The organism is Solitalea lacus, from assembly GCF_022014595.1.
GTDB lineage: Bacteria > Bacteroidota > Bacteroidia > Sphingobacteriales > Sphingobacteriaceae > Solitalea > Solitalea lacus.
In genome coordinates this window covers 3,334,556-3,355,533 of record NZ_CP091740.1, presented here as the reverse complement: position 1 = coordinate 3,355,533, position 20,978 = coordinate 3,334,556, and the positions used below count along the sequence as shown (strand labels likewise).

At 41.5% G+C, this 20,978-nt stretch carries 9 protein-coding genes; all 9 read left to right on the top strand.

Translation table 11 applies throughout. The features are described 5' to 3' along the window. The first annotated feature begins 101 nt into the window (after positions 1–101). The 9 genes from L2B55_RS14550 to L2B55_RS14510 all read left to right on the top strand — a co-directional run bounded on the left by L2B55_RS14550 (position 102) and on the right by L2B55_RS14510 (position 20,882). Positions 102–3,128, top strand: coding sequence for a SusC/RagA family TonB-linked outer membrane protein (locus L2B55_RS14550; protein ID WP_237846878.1), 3,027 nt, complete (start codon positions 102–104; stop codon positions 3,126–3,128). Between the two features lie 22 nt (positions 3,129–3,150). Then, positions 3,151–4,794 carry a RagB/SusD family nutrient uptake outer membrane protein gene (locus L2B55_RS14545; RefSeq protein WP_237846876.1) on the top strand — a complete coding sequence of 548 codons (1,644 nt, stop codon included), beginning with the start codon at positions 3,151–3,153 and terminating at the stop codon, positions 4,792–4,794. Positions 4,795–4,828: 34 nt separating this feature from the next. Beyond that, entirely contained in the window at positions 4,829–7,840 is a 3,012-nt protein-coding gene (locus tag L2B55_RS14540; protein WP_237846874.1) for a SusC/RagA family TonB-linked outer membrane protein, read from the top strand. Positions 7,841–7,859: 19 nt separating this feature from the next. Further along, positions 7,860–9,596 carry a RagB/SusD family nutrient uptake outer membrane protein gene (locus L2B55_RS14535; RefSeq protein ID WP_237846873.1) on the top strand — a complete coding sequence of 579 codons (1,737 nt, stop codon included), beginning with the start codon at positions 7,860–7,862 and terminating at the stop codon, positions 9,594–9,596. A 192-nt stretch (positions 9,597–9,788) separates the two neighbouring features. After that, entirely contained in the window at positions 9,789–11,147 is a 1,359-nt protein-coding gene (locus tag L2B55_RS14530) for a glycoside hydrolase family 88/105 protein (protein ID WP_237846872.1), read from the top strand. A 26-nt stretch (positions 11,148–11,173) separates the two neighbouring features. Then, on the top strand, positions 11,174–12,442 hold the full coding sequence (locus L2B55_RS14525; RefSeq protein WP_237846871.1) for a DUF2264 domain-containing protein: 1,269 nt from the start codon (positions 11,174–11,176) through the stop codon (positions 12,440–12,442). A gap of 295 nt (positions 12,443–12,737) precedes the next feature. Continuing rightward, positions 12,738–14,141 carry a hypothetical protein gene (locus L2B55_RS14520; RefSeq protein ID WP_237846870.1) on the top strand — a complete coding sequence of 468 codons (1,404 nt, stop codon included), beginning with the start codon at positions 12,738–12,740 and terminating at the stop codon, positions 14,139–14,141. A 273-nt stretch (positions 14,142–14,414) separates the two neighbouring features. Beyond that, the gene (locus L2B55_RS14515; protein WP_237846869.1) at positions 14,415–14,822 is read left to right on the top strand and encodes a hypothetical protein; all 408 of its coding nucleotides are present in this window, start codon (positions 14,415–14,417) and stop codon (positions 14,820–14,822) included. A 24-nt stretch (positions 14,823–14,846) separates the two neighbouring features. After that, positions 14,847–20,882, top strand: a complete 6,036-nt coding sequence (locus L2B55_RS14510; protein ID WP_237846868.1) for a CBM96 family carbohydrate-binding protein — start codon at positions 14,847–14,849, stop codon at positions 20,880–20,882. Positions 20,883–20,978 lie beyond the last annotated feature (96 nt).

The window sequence follows — 20,978 nt, the reverse complement described above, 5'->3', positions numbered from 1 at the left end:
TACAAATTATAAAAGTATATTCGCTTCTGGAAGGTTTTGAAATCCATAGTTTCAAGGAAATCAGAATAAACCAAATAATATTTCAACCCAATTCAATTTATATGATAAAAGTTTACGTAAACCCCGGAGGTGTTTGGTCCAAAGACATCTCAAAAACTGACCGCTGCAAAACGTGGTTATCACTTGTTTTGATCTTACTGGTTTTGTTGCCTTACAGCATGCTGAAAGCTCAGACAACTCCAGTAACAGGAACTGTAGTAGATGATGCTAAACTGCCGCTACTGGGAGTAGTTGTGGCTGTTAAAGGTACCAAACGCAGTACTCAAACCGATGCGGCTGGAGAGTTTAGTATTAAGGCCGGTGAAAATGATATTCTTGTTTTTACGGCGCCAAACTTTCAGCCATTTCAGGTTAGTGTAAAAAACAAAACGAGGTTTAATGTTAAATTGGATCCAAGTGATTTAACATCAGAAACCATTCAGTTTCTTTACGGAACCCATAAGGCTAAAACCTTTTCAGGAGCAGTTGCAACTATTAAAGGTGATGACATTAATACCGTAGGTTCACCATCGGCCAGTAATGCTCTTGCAGGTAGATTGTTAGGCTTAATTTCTTCCCAATCTATTTCTTTTGGAAATGACGGTTCCAATTTCTCGCTTAGAAATTTTTCTCCGGTAATTATTGTTGATGGTCAAGTACGTGATATTGATCAAATCAACACAAGTGAAATTGCTGAGATCAGTGTTTTAAAAGATCCGGCTTCCCTGGCTCCATTTGGTATGCGTAGTTCAGATGGGATAATTGTTGTGAAAACCAAGAGCGGATCTGCTAAAAAGCAAACGATCAGTTTTTCTGCTCAAGGGGCGCTTCAACAACCTACGTATCTGCCCAAGTACCTTGATTCTTATAATTATGCTGTTCTGTCAAACGAAGCAGCAAGGAATGATGGTAGCACAGAGCCTTATACACAAGCTGATTTGGATGCATATAAAAATGGAACTGATCCTAACGGGCATCCAAATGTAGATTGGTTCAAATTGGCCTTAAAACCTACATATAACTTTACCCGATATAATTTTAATGCAACAGGAGGAAATGCTTCTGCTCGTTATTTCGTATCTCTTGAAAATATGAATCAGGGGGGGATGTTTAATGTTGGCTCACAAGATTATAATACTAATAACGATTACAACAGATATGCATTTCGTTCAAATGTAGATATTGATATTGATAAGAATACGAGTGTAGGATTACGCCTTGCCGGTAAATTTGAAAAGGCCAATTCTCCTGGTGCAGGTATCGGTTCTATCATGAGTGCGTTAAAAAGTACTCCTGCAAATGCATACCCGGTATTTATTCCCGATACTACATTATTAGGCGGTAATTCATTATATAAAGCTAATATCTATGGATTAATTAACAAAACCGGCTTTAATCGTGAAAGCAGAAGAATAGCATTTGTAGATGCTGACCTTAACCGCAAACTTAATTTTATTACTGAAGGCCTTTCAGCTACAGGTTCAGTTCATTATACTTCTTATTATAGCAATACAGTTTTTAGAAGTCGTTCTAACTTTGCCGTTTACCAGTTAACGGTTGACCCGGCTACAGCAAATAAAACTTACCAGCAATTCGGAACGAATGCAAATTACTCAAGTTCTGATAGTTATGACAACAGTTTTTCGAGACGTTTGAGTTTGGATGGAGGCTTGTCTTATAACCATTCTTTTGATAAACATGGAATTGATGCAACTGTACGCTATACATGGGATCAGTATGATATTGGCACGTCGCTAACCCATGCTTATAAAGGTGTTATGGGTCGTGTAAGCTATGATTATAATGAAAAGCTTTTTGCTGATGTGGCATTCAGCTACCAAGGTACAGAACAGTACGTAAAAGGAAGCCGATATGGATTCTTCCCTGCTATGTCTGTTGGCTATGACCTTGCTAAAGAAGATTTCTTAAAAACCTCTGGTATTAATCAGTTGAAATTTAAGGTATCAGGTGGTTTGTTAGGTTTTGACCGAGCATCAAATTATGCATACCAACCGTATTATACTTCTAGTAGCAATGTTTATTATTTTGGTAACTCAGGAACAGCTTTGGGTGGATGGAATGAAGCCGCTATTGCAAATCCTAATATTACTTGGGAGAAATCTAAAGTGTTTAATGCCGGTATCCAGGCCCGCATGCTTGACAATAAATTGGGAGTAACGGTTGAATACTTTAACAAATACAGATATGATGTATTGCAAGCGCCAGGCTCCTCAAACACTCTTTTAGGATTAAGCTATCCTGATGAAAACTTGGGTAAATATCGTTATGAAGGTATTGAGTTAGGTTCTGATTATAGCGTTCGTTTAGGTAAAGTTGACCTAAGTTTAGCTGCCAATGCTCAGTTGTTTGATAATAAAGTGATTTTCCAAGATGAGGTAAACCGTCCGTATGATTATCAATACAGAACCGGTCAGCGTGTTGGCCAGCCGTTTGGCTTAGTTGCTTTAGGTTTATTCCAATCACAAGCAGAAATCGCTACTAGTCCAACTCAGTTTGGTGTAGCCCTGCAGCCAGGTGATATTAAGTATAAAGATTTGAACGGTGATAAGGTAATTGATGATAATGATGTAACTGCAATCGGAAAAAAATCGGCTCCAATTTACTACTCGGGGTCATTAGGCTTGAAATACCAAGGTTTTGATTTCTCTGCCGTGGTGCAAGGTGTTGCTAATAAAGATTTCTTCTTTACCGGAAGCAATGCATGGGAGTTTCAGAATAATGGAGTATCATCTGGTACGGTACAAAATTTACACTTAAACCGTTGGACGCCGGAAACTGCTGCTACTGCTACTTATCCGCGTTTAACTTACGGAACCAATGTTAACAATCATCGTACTTCTACTTATTGGATCAAAGATGGCGATTATCTGCGTGTGAAGAATGTAGAGTTAGGATATACGTTACCATCTTCTGCGTCAAATAAAATCCATCTTTCAAATTTGAGAGTATTTGTTAATGCATATAATCCATTAACCATTACCAAGCTTAAGGATATGGACCCGGAAGCATTATTCAATTTCTATCCTCTGTACAAAAGTTATACAGTAGGAATTAGTGCTAAGTTTTAACAATAGATAGAAGGATATTAATATGAAAAGAAACTATACATTAATTAGCTGTTTGTTTTTTTCGTTGTTACTTTCTTCTTGTGAGAAAGATGTAATGACGCAGCTACCTGTAGATCGTACGGATATTACCGATATTTTTAGCCCGAAAGATAAAGAGGGTAATATGATAAATGAGTATGTTGCAAGTATTTATGCGCAGCTGCCGCGTGGCTTTAACCGTATTGGTAGTAATGTTTTAGATGCAGCTACTGATGATGCGGTTAGTGCAAGCTCAACAACTGTTGAAGTAGATAAGTTTAAAATAGGTCAAGTGAGTCCTACGGATTTACCTGAAAATCCATGGGCAAGTAATTATGCTGCAATTAGACGTGTTAATGTATTACTTGCTAATATAGACAACTCAGGAATACCTCAGGTTCGTAAAGATGCTATTAAAGCTGAAGTACGTTTTTTAAGAGCTATGTTTTATTTTGAGTTGGTAAAACGTTGGGGAAATGTTCCATTGGTGGGTGATAAGGTTTTTGCCGTAGATGATAACTTATCATTAGCACGCAATACCCGCCAAGAGTGTGTAAACTATATCGTGAGCGAGTGTGATGCAATTAAAGGTAAGGTACTGCTCACTACTGATGCTACCTATGAGATTGGTCGCATTAGCAAGGGTGCTGTCTTAGCCTTAAAAGCCCGCTTATTGTTATATGATGCGAGCCCATTATACAATCCAACCAATGACATCACTAAATGGCAAGCGGCAGCAGCTGCGGCTAAGGAACTTATGGACATGGGTGCTTACCAGCTTGTAGCATCAGCCAGCTTTGGAACTATGTTCACAACCCGTAATAACACCGAATTTATTTTAGCATATCAACAAGCTGATAATACTTCAGTGGAGTCATTCAATGAGCCGCCTGGCTTTCAGCGTGCAGGTAAAGGTTATACCAATCCTACCCAGGATTTAGTGGAAGCTTTCAAGATGAAGAACGGCAAAAGTATTACTGACCCTACTTCCGGATATAGCCAGGCAGCTCCTGCTACAAATAGGGATATTCGTTTTGCCCTTACTATCTTTTATAACGGGATGAGCTGGTTAAGTACCCCTTTAGAATTGTTCGACGGAGGTAAACATAATTTGAAACCAGGTGTAGGCAGCGGAACAAAGACCGGGTATTATATGCGTAAGTTTATGACTACCACAGGATCTGCAGCTTCTTTCACAAGTGCTACACATAACTTCCCACTCTTTAGATATGCTGAAGTTTTATTAAACTATGCTGAAGCACAAAATGAAGCTTTAGCAAGCCCTGATGCTTCTGTTTATACAGCCATCAATCTTATTCGTACCCGTGCAGGTTTTACAACTCCACTAGCTGCAGGAAGCTTAACACAAGCCCAAATGCGCGATATTATCCGTAATGAGCGCCGTTGTGAGTTGGCCTTTGAGGAGCACAGATTTTGGGATATCCGCCGATGGAATATTGCCAAAGATGTGTTAAACGGTAGTTTGAGAGGTATGAAAATTACCAAAGATCCTGTAACCTCAGCTTTAACGTATCAGATCGTGAAGGTGCAAGATGTTACATATGATCAAAAAATGAATCTCTATCCAGTTCCTTTTTCGGAGATAATGAGAAATAATCAATTAGATCAAAATCAAGGATGGAACTAGCGAAAATGAATGATTTAGTTTAGACAGAATTCTAATGAAGAAGATATATTTACTAATAGTGTGTTTATTAGCTGTAATACAGGTAATGGCACAGAATCGAACAGTTAGTGGTACTGTTTATGATAAAATTGGTCCTTTGCCAGGGGTAAGTGTGATCATTGAAGGTACAACTAATGGAGCTGCAACTGATGCAGATGGTAAGTTCTCTATTAAAAATGCTCCTGCTAGCGGAAAATTAATTTTCAAAGCAATCGGTTTTAATACTAGAGAATTAGTACTGGATAAAAAAACAGTTTATAATGTAACCCTTCAGGAGGCTGCTCAAGACTTAGGAGAAGTTGTTGTAGTTGCTTTTGGTGTGCAAAAGAAGCCTACAGTAACCGGAGCTATTGCCTCTGTAAGCGGAAAGGAGCTTAGACAAAGCCCTACAGCTAACTTAACCAATGCATTGGCTGGTCGTTTGCCGGGTCTTTTTTCTCAACAAAATAGCGGACAACCAGGTAAAGATGCAGCTAATCTTCAAATCAGGGGAGTAAGTTCTTTCAGAGGAGGAACGAGTCCCTTATTTATTGTTGATGGAATACAACAAGAAAGTATCGGTCAAATTGATATGAATGAGGTAGAAAATATCTCTATCTTAAAAGATGCTTCTGCCACTGCTGTCTATGGGGTGAAAGGTGCTAACGGTGTTATTATTATTACTACCCGTCGCGGAAAAACTGGTGAACCTAAAGTGAGCTTTAGTGCTCAGTCTGGGGTAAATATGGTTCATCGAATGCCTGAATTTTTAGATTCTTATAATGCCCTTACCTTATTAAAGGAGAGTTATGTAAATGACAAAATAGGCGCCAATTTCCCTTATTCTGAAGCGGCTATGGAGCATTTCAAAAATGGAGACATGCCTGACGTATACCCTAATGTAGATTGGTATAAGGAGTTGATGAACAAAGCCTCGGTGCAAACTCAGTATAATGCCAATATATCAGGAGGTACTGATCGCGTTAAGTATTTCGTATCTGCGGGCTATTTAAACCAAGGTGGTATTTTTAAAGACTTTAAAGAAAGTGAAACGGATAATGGTTATTATTTTAAACGCTATAACTTCCGTTCAAACGTTGATATTAATGTTAATAAGAATCTTGATTTAACGCTTAACCTTTCTTCTCAATTACAAAATGTAAATCAACCGCATCCTAGAGAGGCCGGTCGCTCTGTATTTAACCAGTTGATGCGTCTTGGTGCTGCTCCTTATGCGTTCCCAATTTACAATCCTGATGGTTCTTATGGTGCTCCAGTTGATGCTACTATGCACCCGAATATGGTAGCGCAATTAACCTTAGCCGGTTATGACAGAAGTTATCAAACCGATCTTTCTACTACTGTTAGTGCCACTCATAAGTTAGATTTTCTGCTAAAAGGATTGTCAGCTAAAGCACAAATGGCTTTTTCAAATAATCAGTATTCCTTAAAAAGTTTATACAGAGACGATTATCCTACTTATCGTTATAATGCAACTAACGATACTTATTTACTATATAAACCGGAAGCCCCTGTATTGAGACCTTATCTATTAACTACAGGCAATCAGGCTCCTAAAACAATTACTGATATCCAAACATCATTGAATTATACAAATACGTTTGGTAAGCATAATCTTAGTGTATTAGCATTATACAATCAAAATACAAAGCTTGTAGGACCTAATAGACCTATTAGTTATTTAGGATATGTTGGTCGTATGACTTATAATTATAACCAGCGCTATCTATTAGAGTTGAATGCCGGATATAATGGCTCAAACTCATTTAATAAACAAAATCATTTCGGGTTTTTCCCTGCCGTTTCAGCAGGTTGGGTTTTAAGTGAAGAGCCATTCATTAAAAAACACGCGAAGTTTATTGATTTCATGAAAATTCGTGGTTCTTATGGTATAGTAGGTAATGATGATATTGGTATTGCTTTAGAGACCTATGCTTATTTAAGCACTTACGTTAGCTCGGGGTCTTATAATTTTGGCGAAAGTAATGCAACTTATTCCGGTTTGGCAGAAGGTAAAATTGGTAATCCAAACCTTACCTGGGAAAAAGAGAGAAAATCAAACATTGGTTTTGAAACTCAATTGTTTAAATCAAAGTTGAACATTACGGCAGATTACTTTGATAACTACCGTTACGATATTATTACTACTCGTGCTACCGTGGGCCAAATTATTGGGGTTGACTTGCCTGAAATGAACATGGGTAAAGTAAGTAATAAAGGTTTTGAATTAGAGATTGGCCACAACAATAACATTGGAAAGGTTGGCTATTTTCTGAAAGCCAATGTGGCTTATGCTAAAAATAAGGTGCTAGAGCGTGATGAAGCTCCAAAATCCTTTGATTATTTAAGGGCTACTGGTCAATCGGTTAACCAACCCTTTGGATGGACAGCTATAGGATTCTGGACAGCAGAAGAACTTGCAGATGCTAATAACGCAAGGCAGACAGGAGTTTTATCGCCGGGTGATATTAGATATAAAGATTTAAATAACGACGGTGTTATTAACGATAATGATAAAGGCCCAATTGGATATCCGATAATTCCTAATACCACTTTTGGCTTCTCAGCTGGAGCTAACTATAAAGGATTTGATTTTAGCTTCTTGCTGCAAGGATCAAAGAACAGTAGCCTTACATTAAATAGTGAGCTTGTTTATGATAACTTGGGTAAATTCCAGGAATTCCATTTAGGCCGATGGACTCCTGAAACGGCAGCTACTGCTACTTATCCTACCTTACACTTTTCAAATGGAGTTAACAGAGTGGCATCATCATTTTGGCAATATTCAGGTGATTACCTTCGCCTAAAAAATGTTGAAATGGGATACACTTTTACTCCTGCGGTTATTAAGCGTGTTGGTATTCAAAGTTTACGTCTATATACTAATGCTTCTAACATTTTTACCTGGGATAAGGTAAAAATTGTTGACCCTGAGTCTCCATCAGGTCGCGGTGAAAATTATCCACAACAGCGAGTATTTAGCTTTGGTTTAAATGCTAATTTTTAATCCAACAAATTATTTAAACATGAAAATCTCTAAATATTTAATCTTACCGGCTTTTTCTGCTTTGGCTTTATTAGCTTGTCAGAAAGAGGGTTTGTTAACCAATGATACACAAACAGATATATTTGATGCAGCTGTTTGGTCCGATAGTATCAAAACTGTTCAGGTATTAACAAGTGCTTATAGTGGTGTGGGGCCGGAAAATTATATGACTCGTATCAACACCTCGAATACCTTATCGGAATTTTCTGACGAATCAGACGAGCGCTGGTCTACTACCCTTTCCGGTTGGACTTTCCAACAGGGTGCATATACGGCTAGCTCAATACCTTTGCCATTTACTAATCATTGGAGCGACACTTATAAAACTATTCGTAAAATTAATTTATTTATTGCTCGTGTAGATGAATCTCCTTTATCGGCCATAGGGAAAAAAAGAATGAAAGCTGAAGCTCGTTTTTTACGTGCATGGTTTTATCATATTTTAACAAAAACCTATGGTGGAGTTCCTATTCTGGATAGAACTTGGGGTGTCAATGAGGATCTTAATTTACCGCGTAATACTTACGAAGAATGTGTGAATTTTATGATCCAAGATCTGGATGCAGCAGCTGCTGATCTTCCGATCAGGTATGTTGGACAGGATTATGGGCGCGCCACTAAGGGTGCTTGCCTAGCTTTGAAGGCCAGGGTTCTACTATTTGCAGCAAGCCCTTTGTTTAATGGAGGTCAACTGGCAGCAAATAAAGATGCGATATACGGATACAAAGAGGGTTCACCAAATCGTTGGGTTTTAGCTCGAGATGCAGCAAAAGCCGTAATTGATATGGGGGTGTACTCACTAATGCAAGGAACAAATAATGATAACAGCACTGCCGAAGGTTTTTATAAAGTGTTTTTAACGCGTAATAATCCGGAAATGATTTTCATGCGTCTTTCAGGTAGTAATCGTAGTTATGAAGCTTCACATTTGCCTAAAAGCCGTGGTGGAGCGCTTCATACTTCCCCTAATGGCAATTATGTAAATGCCTTCCCTATGGCTAATGGTAAGCCGATTACAGATCCAACCTCGGGCTATAATCCGCAAAATCCATATGTAGGTCGTGATCCTCGTTTTTACCGTTCTGTTATTTATAATGGAGCTACTTGGAAAACTACTTCTGGTACTTTCGGTCCGGTATATACGTATTTAAATGCTCCAACAGATGGATTAACCATTCCGTTTGCTAGCGTTGGTACGCAAAGTGGTTACTTTAACCGTAAAATGATGAGTGAAGATGTTACCGGTTCTACCGGTGGCGCTGAGCATTACTTCCCATTCTTAAGATATGCAGAGGTGCTCTTGAACTATGCAGAAGCCCTGAACGAGAATGGACAAACTGCTGAAGCTTATGCTCCTATGGCTGAAATTCGCAAAAGAGCTGGTTTAAATCCGTTTAATCTTCCTACAGGTTTGACGCAAGATCAAATGCGGACTTATATTCGCGATGAACGTCGTATTGAATTGGCATTCGAAGAACATCGTTTCTATGATATCAGACGTTGGAAAATTCTTCCTGATACATATTGTAAACCATTACGAATGATGGTAGTTACCCCCAAAAGTGGTACTATTACCCCATTAGGTACTAATTATACTTACGAGGAAAGAGATTTTGTTAAGCCTCCTTGTCCGTATAATGATAATATGTATTTGTTACCGATTCCTCAGTCACAAATCAATATTTCTTCAAATTTAAAACAAAACCCAGGCTGGTAAAATAAACCCGAATTTTCTGAATTGATTTTTGTCATTCTGAATAAAAAAGAAATGAATAGAGGTATTTCTGAAATCAGAATGACAAAATTCTTGAGGGATGGGTACCTCTCGTTCTAAACCCTATTGATTCTTATCTTGTGTAAAGGAGAATTAACACAAGGTGTGGATTGAAAAAATTAATCTTAAAATCAAATGCGCAAACTTACATTTTCGCTACTGTTAGTGCTTGTAACATTTTGTTCGGCTCTAGCCCAATTGCGAGCCGATAGTATTTTTCATCAAATGAAAAAGGTGGCCGATTGGCAATGGAAAACCTTAGAAACCGAGGGCTGGAGAAATCCTAAAAAGGATTGGACCAGTGGAGCGATGTATGCAGGTATGGTGGCCTGGGCTAAGGTGGCTAATGACGAAACTTATTTCAAAAAATTGATACAGGTTGGAGAAGACAATAAATGGAAAGTGGGTAAGTACCGTCACTTTGCCGACGATTATTGTGTTGGACAGCTTTACTCACAACTTTACACCATTTATAAAGACCCAAGGTATATTGAAGACTTCAAGACCCTAGCAGATACCATTGCTATGTTGCCTCATACAGAAGGTCTGGAATGGAAAAAAGGAATTCATATGCGCGAATGGGCATGGTGTGATGCCTTGTTTATGGGACCTCCAGCATTAGCTTATTTGGCTGAAGCCACAGGCGATATGAAATATTTGGATTGTACCTCAAAGTTATGGTGGAAATCAACGGAGTACTTGTACGATAAAGATGAACACCTTTATTATAGAGATAGCCGTTATTTCAATAAAAAAGAGAAGAACGGAGCAAAAGTGTTTTGGAGTCGTGGTAATGGTTGGGTAATGGGCGGACTGGTAAGAGTTCTTTCCGTAATGCCTAAAAATCATCCCGATAGAGAAAAATTTGTCCAATTGTTCAAAGATATGTCGGCTAAAGTTGCCAGCATACAGCAAGCTGATGGGAGCTGGCATGCCAGTTTACTAGATCCGGCTACATATCCTGTTAAGGAAACCAGCGGCACAGGTTTCTTTTGTTACGCCTTAACCTGGGGAATTAATCAAGGTATTTTGCCATATAAAAAATACTCAACAGTAGTTGCTAAAGCCTGGGATGCCCTCACAACGTCTATGCATCCTAATGGTAAACTTGGTTTTGTACAGGCACAGGGTGCAGCTCCAGATAAAGTAACCTACGACGATACTGATGTGTATGGTGTTGGAGCATTTTTATTAGCGGGTACTGAAATGTTACGCATGACCGTTGATCAGGAAAAAAATACAGCTATGGTGGAGGCAGTTAATCCTGCTGCATCTGAAAGGAATGAGAAAATAACGGTGGAATGGTCTTCTGTAACAGCGCAAATCAAAAAAGCGAAAGTAAAAGGTCTTGTGGTAGAAGATGCTGTATCAGGCCAGCAAATTCCTTTTGAGGTAATTTACACTGATCAGCAAAAGCCTAAATCGATTGTTTTTCAAACGTCATTAACTCCGGGGGGAAACAAGATTTTTAAAATTAAAAGGACCAGTAATTAACCTAAATTCTTTTATTCATTATTAATATGGTATTAATTAAAAGAACAAGCGGAATGATGCTTATTTTGCTTGTTTTGCTTGGCTTTAGCAATACTTCGGTTTATGCTCAAAAGAAAAAAAGCGAGAAAACTGTTATAAACACCGGACTTCAGGACCGGGAATACTGGAGCAATTTATTATATAAAATGGCTTCACCTGTCATTTTCAACCTGGCCAATGGAACGCTGAGAAAAAATATGCCCGTAGAAGTTCCTCCTGGAGCAAAACCGGATTCATACAAAAAAGTCACTCATCTGGAAGCTGTTGGGCGTACAATGGCGGGAGTGGCTCCCTGGCTGGCTTTACCTGATGACAATACTAAAGAAGGGAAGATGCGTAAGGAGTTGCGTGCCGCCTTATTGAAAGGTATTGTCAATGCTGTTGATCCCAATAATCCAGATTATCTGAATTTCAGAACAGACGCCCAACCTATTGTTGATGCTGCATATATGGCACAGGCATTTTTAAGAGCGCCGAAAGCCTTGTGGGAACCTTTGGATTCTTTAACCAAGAAAAGAGTGACCGAAGAGTTTAAAGCCCTTCGTACCATGACCGGGGCTTACAACAACTGGTTGTTGTTTGCAGGTATCAATGAAGCTTTTTTAATGAACATTGGCGAAAAGGCTGATCCGGTACGTATTCAATACGCACAAAAGAAAATTAATGAATGGTATGTAGGAGATGGATGGTATAGTGATGGACCTAGCTTTAGCCTCGATTATTATAATAGTTATGTTATTCACCCTATGCTTGTGGATTTCTTCAAGGTATTGGTTGACAAAAAACGACTTAAACCTGAGGAGTATGATAAAGCTCTGAAACGCATGATCCGTTATTCAGAATTCTCAGAGCGTTTTATTGCTCCTGATGGTACATATCCTGCATTTGGGCGCTCCATTACCTATCGTACAGCAGCCTTTCAGGCCTTGGCGCAAGTAGCACTCATGGAAAAATTGCCTGAATACATTCAGCCTGCGCAGGTGCGCTGTGCCTTAAGCGCGGTGATGCATCGCATGTATGACCAATGCGATAATTTCGACAGTAATGGTTGGCTGGTCTTGGGCTTTTGCGGCTCGCAACCGATGATCGCCGATGGTTATACTTCTACCGGAAGCTTATATATGGCCACCTTGGGATTTTTACCGCTGGGCTTATCGGCCGATAATAAATTCTGGACCGATCCTGCTGCTGACTGGACTTCAAAAAAGGCTTGGAATAGCCAACCGTTTACGAAAGATTATCATGTTGAATATTAAAAATAGTTTAGATATGCCTTTTATACTAGCTTGTGTATGCTCAATGAAACGTAGAATAGTTCTTAAGGCTATGCTGTGAGCCAATATCCAAGAGGTAAACTAATGGGTTATTCTTTTCGCCGGTAATATCATTTGATCCACTGGAATCCTCATGACATTAAACGAGATAGAATTATATGATCACAGTTGAAAGTAAAGAACTAAAGAATTTTGCCCAGGATACAAAGTATACGAAGATTGTAGATGATTTAATTCGGCAGACTGACCAATTCTTTCGAAAATAGTATTTAATAAAATGAAATGTCAATTACGAATAGGAGCAATTATTTTATTGTTCATCATAATATTAGCTAATTCAGGAAAGAGCCAAGCGAGTACAGTTATTAAGGCAGATAGTGCAACCATGGTGATGCCGATTAATTGGAGTCAATTTCAAAAAAAAGCACCCAAGGATAAATTAGCAACTACTGTAAAAGCTACCTTGCTTAATGCAAACAGGTTTGCGCTTACTGCGTGGTACCATAATGTAAAAAAATACCGGATTGATTCAACCGGGTACCTCGACCTGAAAAGCAAATCAAAGATAAATGAATACCGGTACCGTTTTCCGGCGGCAATGTCATTCGGTATAGCTATCGCTATTAAAACAGGAATTTATGATCCTTCTGTAACAGGAGTGTCCTTACAAGAAGCTAAAGATAAAGCTATCCTGATGCTTAGTTCTGTGGCTTATGATCATAAAGCCAATAATACCCGCAAGGTTTGGGGTGGTGATTGGCAGGCAGCACATTGGGCCTATGATGCCGGATATGCAGCTTGGCTCTTATGGGATGATTTTTCAGCAAAGGATCAAGTTTATTTGGTCCAGATGATAATTGCGGAAGCTAATCGTTTTCTTTCAGTTGCTCCTCCGTATTATAAAGACAGTACAGGGAAAGTATTGTTTCCCGGCGATTCTAAAATTGAAGAAGATGCCTGGAACGCTGAATTGTTATATCTGGCAGCCGTAATGCTACCAAATCATCCTAATGCAAATAAGTGGTTATATAAAGCTGCTGAGTATTTAATCGCGGCAACTTCTTTGCCATCTGATTTAAACAATGCCAGAATTTTACATGGCCGTCCTGTAAGCAGTTGGCTGAATGGCTACAATATAGAAGAGCCAGGTTTTGTAATCAACCACGGCATTATCCATCCAATGTATAATGCACTTGCCTCGATGATCAATGCGCCGATCGTATTCTCCCTGGTTGGAAAAGCAACGCCGGAAGCCGCGCGCTTTAATCTTGACAAAATTTACTATTCCATCACTTCACATCAGTTTTCAGCACCTCCTTATAAAGCACCGGGCGGTACGATGTACCAGGTGGGCTCACCTGAGGTTTATTATCCAGAAGGTTCAGACTGGGGCTTTGGTGTTTATGATACCTATGCTAATCTTGATATTGCAGCCTCTACATATGGATGGGATAATCGGGCGCAAAAACATAATGGGAAATATTGGGCAAAACTGCATACTGCCAAAGTGCTGGAGCAACAGAAACGTTTTGCTGACAGGCACACCTATGCCAATGACAAGGAAAACAGTTATCCGGGCAAAGAAGAAGCCATTGCCACCCGAATGGGGTCAGCATGGATGACCATTTGGTTACAGCAACAGATACCTGCAGTTTATGATAATAAACCCATTTCAAACTAGCTTGCAGTCGGATATGCTGCGGTAAATGTCATTTTACTTCAATAAAATTCACACATAGAATATTACATGAATCAAATTATTACCACCTAGCCAAGGTCAGGACCGTTAAAGAAAATTATCCATCCCCCTATTTATAGAAATGAAACCTTAATTCAATTGTATATGATACACACTCAATCAAAGATGCCGAAGTTTCAGTTGAGGAGTCTGAAACATATTCGGGTTTTAACAGGAGTAGTCATACTACTAAGCCTGTTTATAAGTTCGCTATCGATGGCGCAAAAAAAGTCAAAATCTCAGCCGCCGAGCTGGATTGCGTTGATGGACGATCCGAATGTGAACTATTTTGCGGCAGTAAAGGCCTTTAACTTGTACTGGAAACACAAGGAAAAGCCGGTGGAAGAAAATGAATTGTTTGAATCAGTTGAAGATAAAGAGAAGGAAGAAAAGCTGGAAAGAAAGCGGGAACGACTAAGAGAGGATGATCCAGCCAAACTCTATGCCTTTGAATACAAGCGTTTTCTTTGGTGGAAAGAACAGGTAGAACCTTTTGTGTTGCCTGACGGACGGATAAAGAGCATGGATGAAAGAATAGCGGAGTGGAAGGTCCAGAAACAGCATAAGCACACCAAGGGTGAAAAACAAGAAAAGATATCACCTAAACCAGAGAAAAAGAATTAATCAGTAAGAGTAAAGAAATTGAGCATGAAAAAACTTTACAATTTAACACTTACATTAACAGCCATTCTGGTTTCCTGCTTAACGGCCTGGGGCCAGACATCGGAATGGAAACCGGTTGGTCCCACTCCGTTCCCGGTTAATGCTTCCTCTCAGATCAACGGCATCGGTCGGGTATCGCAACTGAAGTTCGATCCGCTTAACCTCAACCGCATGTATGCGGTTGCCCCGCATAGCGTGTTTGTAAGCGACAATCTGGCCACAAGCTGGAGCATCATGCCTGGTACAGATGATTTCCCTGCGGGAACCAATCTTGCCTCCATTTGTATTGATTATACCAATACCAATATTTTGTATTTAGGAACGGGAGATGCTGACTATTATAGCGCCAGCAATGCCAGTGGGGTTTGGAAATCGACCGATGGCGGGCAAACCTTTGCCCTGAGCAATACCGGAATGGGTAATAAACTGGTAGATGACATCCTGATGTCGCCGGATGATCACAACGTCCTGGTGGCCAGTACCAATGCCGGTATTTATAAAAGTACCAACGGCGGATCTTCCTGGACGCTGACTTCTGCGGTGACCAAGATCACTGATATGTGTATGAAAGCTGGGGCCAGCACTAAGCTTTTTGCCGTGTCTTCTGATAATCAGAATTTTTATTCCTCAGCCGATTTTGGCAGCACCTGGACAACGACCACCCTTGGCGTTACACCTTCCAATGGCGGCCGTGTCGCCATTACGTCGGCTGACCCCAATGTGGTGTATGTTTCTTATGTAGGCTCCAACAATACTATAGGAGGGGGGATTGTCTACCGTTCTGCAGATGGCGGTGTTACGTTCACCCTTAAGAAAGGGGATGTGCTGCCTAACTTAAATGGGTACTCAGGTACTACCAGTGGTCAGGGCGGTTATAATTACGATATTGAGGCAGACCCCCTGGATCCGAATATCCTGTATTCCTGCGGTCACTTGGTCTGGAAAAGCACCGATGGTGGCGCTAACTGGATCCAATCGCAAACGAGTTGGGGGGCAGTGCTGCATACCGATGAGCACCAATTTCTTTTCCATCCGAATGATCCCAATAAATTATTCAACGCTAATGACGGCGGTGTTTGGATTAACACCAATCGTGTAACCACCAATACGTGGGTGCCGACTTCTGACGGACTGGCCGCTACGGAGTTTTATAACTTTGGCAATAGCCGCAGCTATAAAAATTTGGTAGGCGGCGGTACCCAGGATAATGGTGAGGTGTATTATAAAGATGGCGCCTGGAAAACTAACCGTGGAGGAGATTTTACTTCCAAGTACTTTTTTGATAATGCATCCAATTATGCTTATTATGGAGAGAGTGGTAAGCGAAGGGATTTGCTGAATAACCCTACAGGATCTGATGCTTCCATCAATCTTCCGGCAGTTGCCGGCAATAGTGATCAATATACTGCTTCACACCAGAATGCTAATATTGCCTTCTATGCCAATTTAGGGTCAGGTATCTTTAAAACGATCAATTTGCAATCGGCCAACCCTGTATGGTCGGCCTTGAACAGTTTTAAGCCCACTACTCAGCCCTTGGCCATGGAGGTTTCCCCTGCCGATGCCAACGTGCTGTATGTGCTGTCACAGAATAAAACGGTCATGCGCAGTACCAATGCGCTGGGTGCCGCTACCTTTACCGCTGCTGCCCCAGCCCCCATGCCAACCGGTCAGCCGACCAATGGTGCGTTGGCGGTGTTCCGCAATGGAGTAGTGTACATGTCGAGTGATGGTTATGTGTACCGTTCTGCAAATCAAGGGGCTTCCTGGGCGGCGGTAGGTGCCGGTCCGGTAAGTACTATCCTGAAAAGCCAGAAAATTAAGAAAATGATCGCCGATACCTTGCAGGCTTCTACAGAAACGGTATTTGCTTATACCCGCGAGGGTGTTTATTATATTAACAATACCCTTGCCGACTGGGCTTATGTAGGTATCAATTTGCCTACTACCGCCAACTTAAATGGCATGGAGCTGGCGGCAGATCCTCTCAATCCGCTTAATAGTTTATTACGTGTGTGTACTTTCGGAAGAGGGATCTGGGAAACGCCTGCGCGTACACTTGTGGGAACAGCCCCTGTCGTAACAATCATCAGTCCTTCGAGCAATGCGTCTTTTGCTGCCGGATCCACTATTACTATTGAGGCCACGGCCAGTGATGCTGACGGAACGGTGAGCAAAGTGGAGTTCTATCAGGGTAACGTTAAAATAGGCGAAGATGCTGCGGCGCCTTACAGCTGCACCTGGAACAATGTGACCGATGGTGCGTATGCAATTACGGCCAGGGTAACGGATGATCAAGGTAACCAGGGTGTTGCAGCTCCCGTGTCAGTTCTGGTAAATACAACCGTTGCTATTGCCGATAGCTATGTGCGGGATGGTGGAAGCGCCACTGCCAATTTTGGTACGGCAACCGGACTTATCGTGAAAAAGGATGGTGCCGGTTTTAGCCGGGAAATATACTTAAAGTTCGATCTTTCCTCGATTAGTCCCGATAATTATGCCTTCTTGAGGCTGAATATAGCCTCAGCAGGTACAGGGATCAGCGGTACCACCTGGCAGGTGTATTACGTTCCGGACGACAGCTGGACAGAAACCGGTATCAATTGGAGCAACAAACCGGCTGCTACTACGCTGTTGGGAACCGTTTCAGGAAAAAGCTCAGGCTGGGCAGAATGGAATATAACCCAGCAGGCGCTGGCAGAACTGGCAGGGGATAAGACGCTGTCCTTGAAACTGGTTTCAACGGTTTTGGGAAACACAATGGATGTAACGTTTAATTCAAGGGAAGCAAGTGCTACCCTGAGTCCGCAGCTTTCATTCAGAAATGAAAATACGGCCCCTGCTGTTTCCATTACTTCACCGGCGTTCAACGCTTCAATATCATCAACCATTATAATTAATGCCAATGCCAGTGACCAAGAAGGCTCTGTAACGAAGGTGGAGTTTTTTGAAGGCAACAACAAGCTGGGGGAGGACCTTTCCGCTCCTTATAGCTTTACCTGGAATAATGCACCGGCAGGCAGTTACCTGCTCACTGCGCGTGCAACGGATAATGCCGGAGCCACTGCAGATTCTGACCCGATTGCTATCCTGGTAAATACCAAAACGGCAACTGCAGATGCTTACGTAAGAGATGGTGGTGATGCCACGAAAAACTTTGGTACTGCAGCGGGTCTTGATTTGAAAAAAGATGGTGCCGGATTTTCTCGTGAAGTATTCTTGAAGTATGACCTTACTGGTATACCTACGGCTCTTGATACTGTCAAGTTAAGGTTGAATATTGCTTCTAGTAATACTGCAACTAACACCACAACTTGGCAATTGTATTATGTTCCCGATGATAGCTGGACGGAAACGAATATTACCTGGAACGCCAAGCCAGCTGCCACAACGTTATTAGGAACTATTCAGGGCAAAAGTTCCGGATGGGCAGAATGGGATATTAAAGCGCAGGCGCTGGCGGAACTGGCCGGAGATAAAATCTTGTCGTTAAAGATTGTTTCAACTGTTCTTGGCGGGGCTACCAATGTAACGTTTACCTCTCGTGAAATTGGCTCGGTTGGCTTGAGACCTCAGATTACCTATAAAGTACGTATAGCTCCGACAGTAGCGATCACTTCGCCTGTTAATAATGAAAACTTTACCGGCGGGTCATCCGTTACCATCAACGCCAATGCAGCTGATGCGGATGGAACGGTAAGCAAAGTGGAATTCTTTTCAGGTGCCACCAAGTTAGGTGAAGACCTTAGTGCGCCATACAGTTTTGAATGGAATAATGTAGCAATAGGCAGTTATGCCCTTACGGCTAAGGCTACAGACAATAGTGGTGATGTAACAACTTCGGCAACCATAAACGTGGCTGTTAACTGTATTGGTGCAGCGGATATTCCACAGGCAAACTTAAAAGTGATTTATTTTGATAGTCAACAATCAAGTTCTCCTGCCATCAACGCCATTGATGGCAACCCTGCCACTATCTGGCATTCACTGTGGAGTCCTACGGTTGCACAGCTGCCGCACGAAATTCAATTATCGCTGGGGAATACGTATAACGTGAACCGGTTTAAATATTTACCTACCTCAAATGCAGGTAACGGAACAGTTGCTCAGTATCAAATCTATGTAACCTTAGATTCGTTGTCATGGGGAGCTCCGGTAGCTACCGGCACCTTTGAAAAAAATGCGACTGAAAAAGTGGTGATTTTCCCTGAAAAGCCAGGTAAGTTCGTTCGCTTCAAAGCCTTGTCGGAGGCAGCCGGCCAGCAATTTACATCGGCTGCAGAATTAAATGTAGGCTATTGTTCTACTCCTCCGGCTGTAGCGATTACCTCGCCGGCAAACGCTGTCAGCTTTAATGCACCGGCAACGATTACCATTGCGGCTACTGCCAGTGATGCGGAAGGTACGGTAGACAAAGTAGAGTTCTTCCAGGGAAGTACGAAACTTGGTGAAGACCTGGAACCTCCTTTCAGCTTTGAGTGGACAGGTGTGCTGCCGGGCGTTTACGGTTTTCGTACAAAAGCAACTGACAATAGCGGATTAAGTACCATGTCGGATTCAATTACCGTAATCGTAAAGGATGCTACAGCTCCGGTTATTACTTGCCTGGACAGTATTGTTGTGAGCAATGATCCAAGCCAATGTGGTGCAGCAGTAAACTTTGCAGTTACAGCTACAGATGATTTCAGTCAGGCTACCGTTACTTACAGCCATGATCCGGGAACTATCTTTCCGGTAGGGACTACAATCGTTACGGCAACAGGCACCGATGCATCGGGCAATAGTTCAACTTGTTTGTTCCCTGTGACGGTGAAAGATGCAACAGCCCCTGTGATCACTGCACCTGAAGCTATTGTGGTCGATAACGATGCCGGTCAGAACGGAGCCGTAGTAACGTTTACCGCCCCGGCTGGGACAGATAATTGTACCGGAGCAGTTACTACCCAAACGGCAGGTTTGCCAAGCGGCAGTTTCTTCCCGGTAGGAACCACCACCAATACCTTCGTGGTAACGGATGGTGCGGGTAATACCAGCAATTGTTCATTTGCCGTAACCGTAAACGACGTTCAGGCTCCGGTTGTAGCAGCAACACAAAGCATTGTGTTATGTCATAATGCCGATAGTTTCTATTCAATTGGAGATATTACAGCTACCGATAATAATGTAGTTAGCTCAGTTACTTATCAAATAAGCGGCGCAACTGTACGAAATGGCAACGGATTAAATGCCAGCGGACGTTTTGAAGTAGGTGTTTCAACGATTGCCTGGACGGTGAAAGATCAGGCAGGAAATGCGACTGTCGCTCAAACGACCGTAACGGTTAACGGCCCGATCACAGCATCTATAGCTGATGTATACGCGGTGAATCCGGGAGGCGATGCAAATACGATTTATCTTGGCTATTACCCATCGTCATTAACGCTTACAGCCCAGGCCTCTGGAGGATCCGCTCCTTATACCTATGCCTGGTCCAATGGGGCTACTTCGGCGAGTGCAGTCGTAAATCCAACAGCTATAGGAGTTCATGACTTTACTGTAACGATTACAGATGCGCGTGGTTGTGCTACTACATTCACTAAGCAAGTGATTGTGCGTGATATTCGTTCAGTAGGAGATAAGGTGTTTATATGTCATAATGGAACAAACTCGTCTATTTCGGTGAATGCGGTACAGGCCCACCTGAATCATGGAGATAAGCTGGGCGATTGCGGCGTGAATTCTAACTCGAATGCTATAAAGGAGCCGATACTGTCATCTGAAAGTACACCCGTAGCGTATCCGAATCCGTTTGATAAGGTGTTGAACATTAAACTTCCAATGGCAACGGAGGGTCAGACAGTGAATTACGAGATTTATGATGTTATTTATAATACATTGCTCATAAAATCACAGACAACCGTTGTCTCTGGACAAATTAACATTGCTCAGGCAGCCAATCTTGCTTCAGGTCAATACATGATCAGAATCAGTGTGGGCCAACAAAGCCTTGCGATCAGAATAATGAAATCGATGCAATGGTAGATTGCAAAGTGTGATAAAAATAACGGCTGTCTCAATTAGGCAGCCGTTGGTTTAGGCTTGCCGGGGACAAAAAAAATATTTCCGTTCTGGTACAGC

Excerpts from the sequence above, each read along its gene's own strand:
- L2B55_RS14520 (WP_237846870.1), top strand. The coding sequence starts at position 12,738 with ATGAAATGTCAATTACGAATAGGAGCAATTATTTTATTGTTCATCATA.
- L2B55_RS14525 (WP_237846871.1), top strand. The coding sequence starts at position 11,174 with ATGGTATTAATTAAAAGAACAAGCGGAATGATGCTTATTTTGCTTGTT.
- L2B55_RS14540 (WP_237846874.1), top strand. The coding sequence starts at position 4,829 with ATGAAGAAGATATATTTACTAATAGTGTGTTTATTAGCTGTAATACAG.
- L2B55_RS14530 (WP_237846872.1), top strand. The coding sequence starts at position 9,789 with ATGCGCAAACTTACATTTTCGCTACTGTTAGTGCTTGTAACATTTTGT.
- L2B55_RS14535 (WP_237846873.1), top strand. The coding sequence starts at position 7,860 with ATGAAAATCTCTAAATATTTAATCTTACCGGCTTTTTCTGCTTTGGCT.
- L2B55_RS14550 (WP_237846878.1), top strand. The coding sequence starts at position 102 with ATGATAAAAGTTTACGTAAACCCCGGAGGTGTTTGGTCCAAAGACATC.
- L2B55_RS14510 (WP_237846868.1), top strand. The coding sequence starts at position 14,847 with ATGAAAAAACTTTACAATTTAACACTTACATTAACAGCCATTCTGGTT.
- L2B55_RS14545 (WP_237846876.1), top strand. The coding sequence starts at position 3,151 with ATGAAAAGAAACTATACATTAATTAGCTGTTTGTTTTTTTCGTTGTTA.
- L2B55_RS14515 (WP_237846869.1), top strand. The coding sequence starts at position 14,415 with ATGGCGCAAAAAAAGTCAAAATCTCAGCCGCCGAGCTGGATTGCGTTG.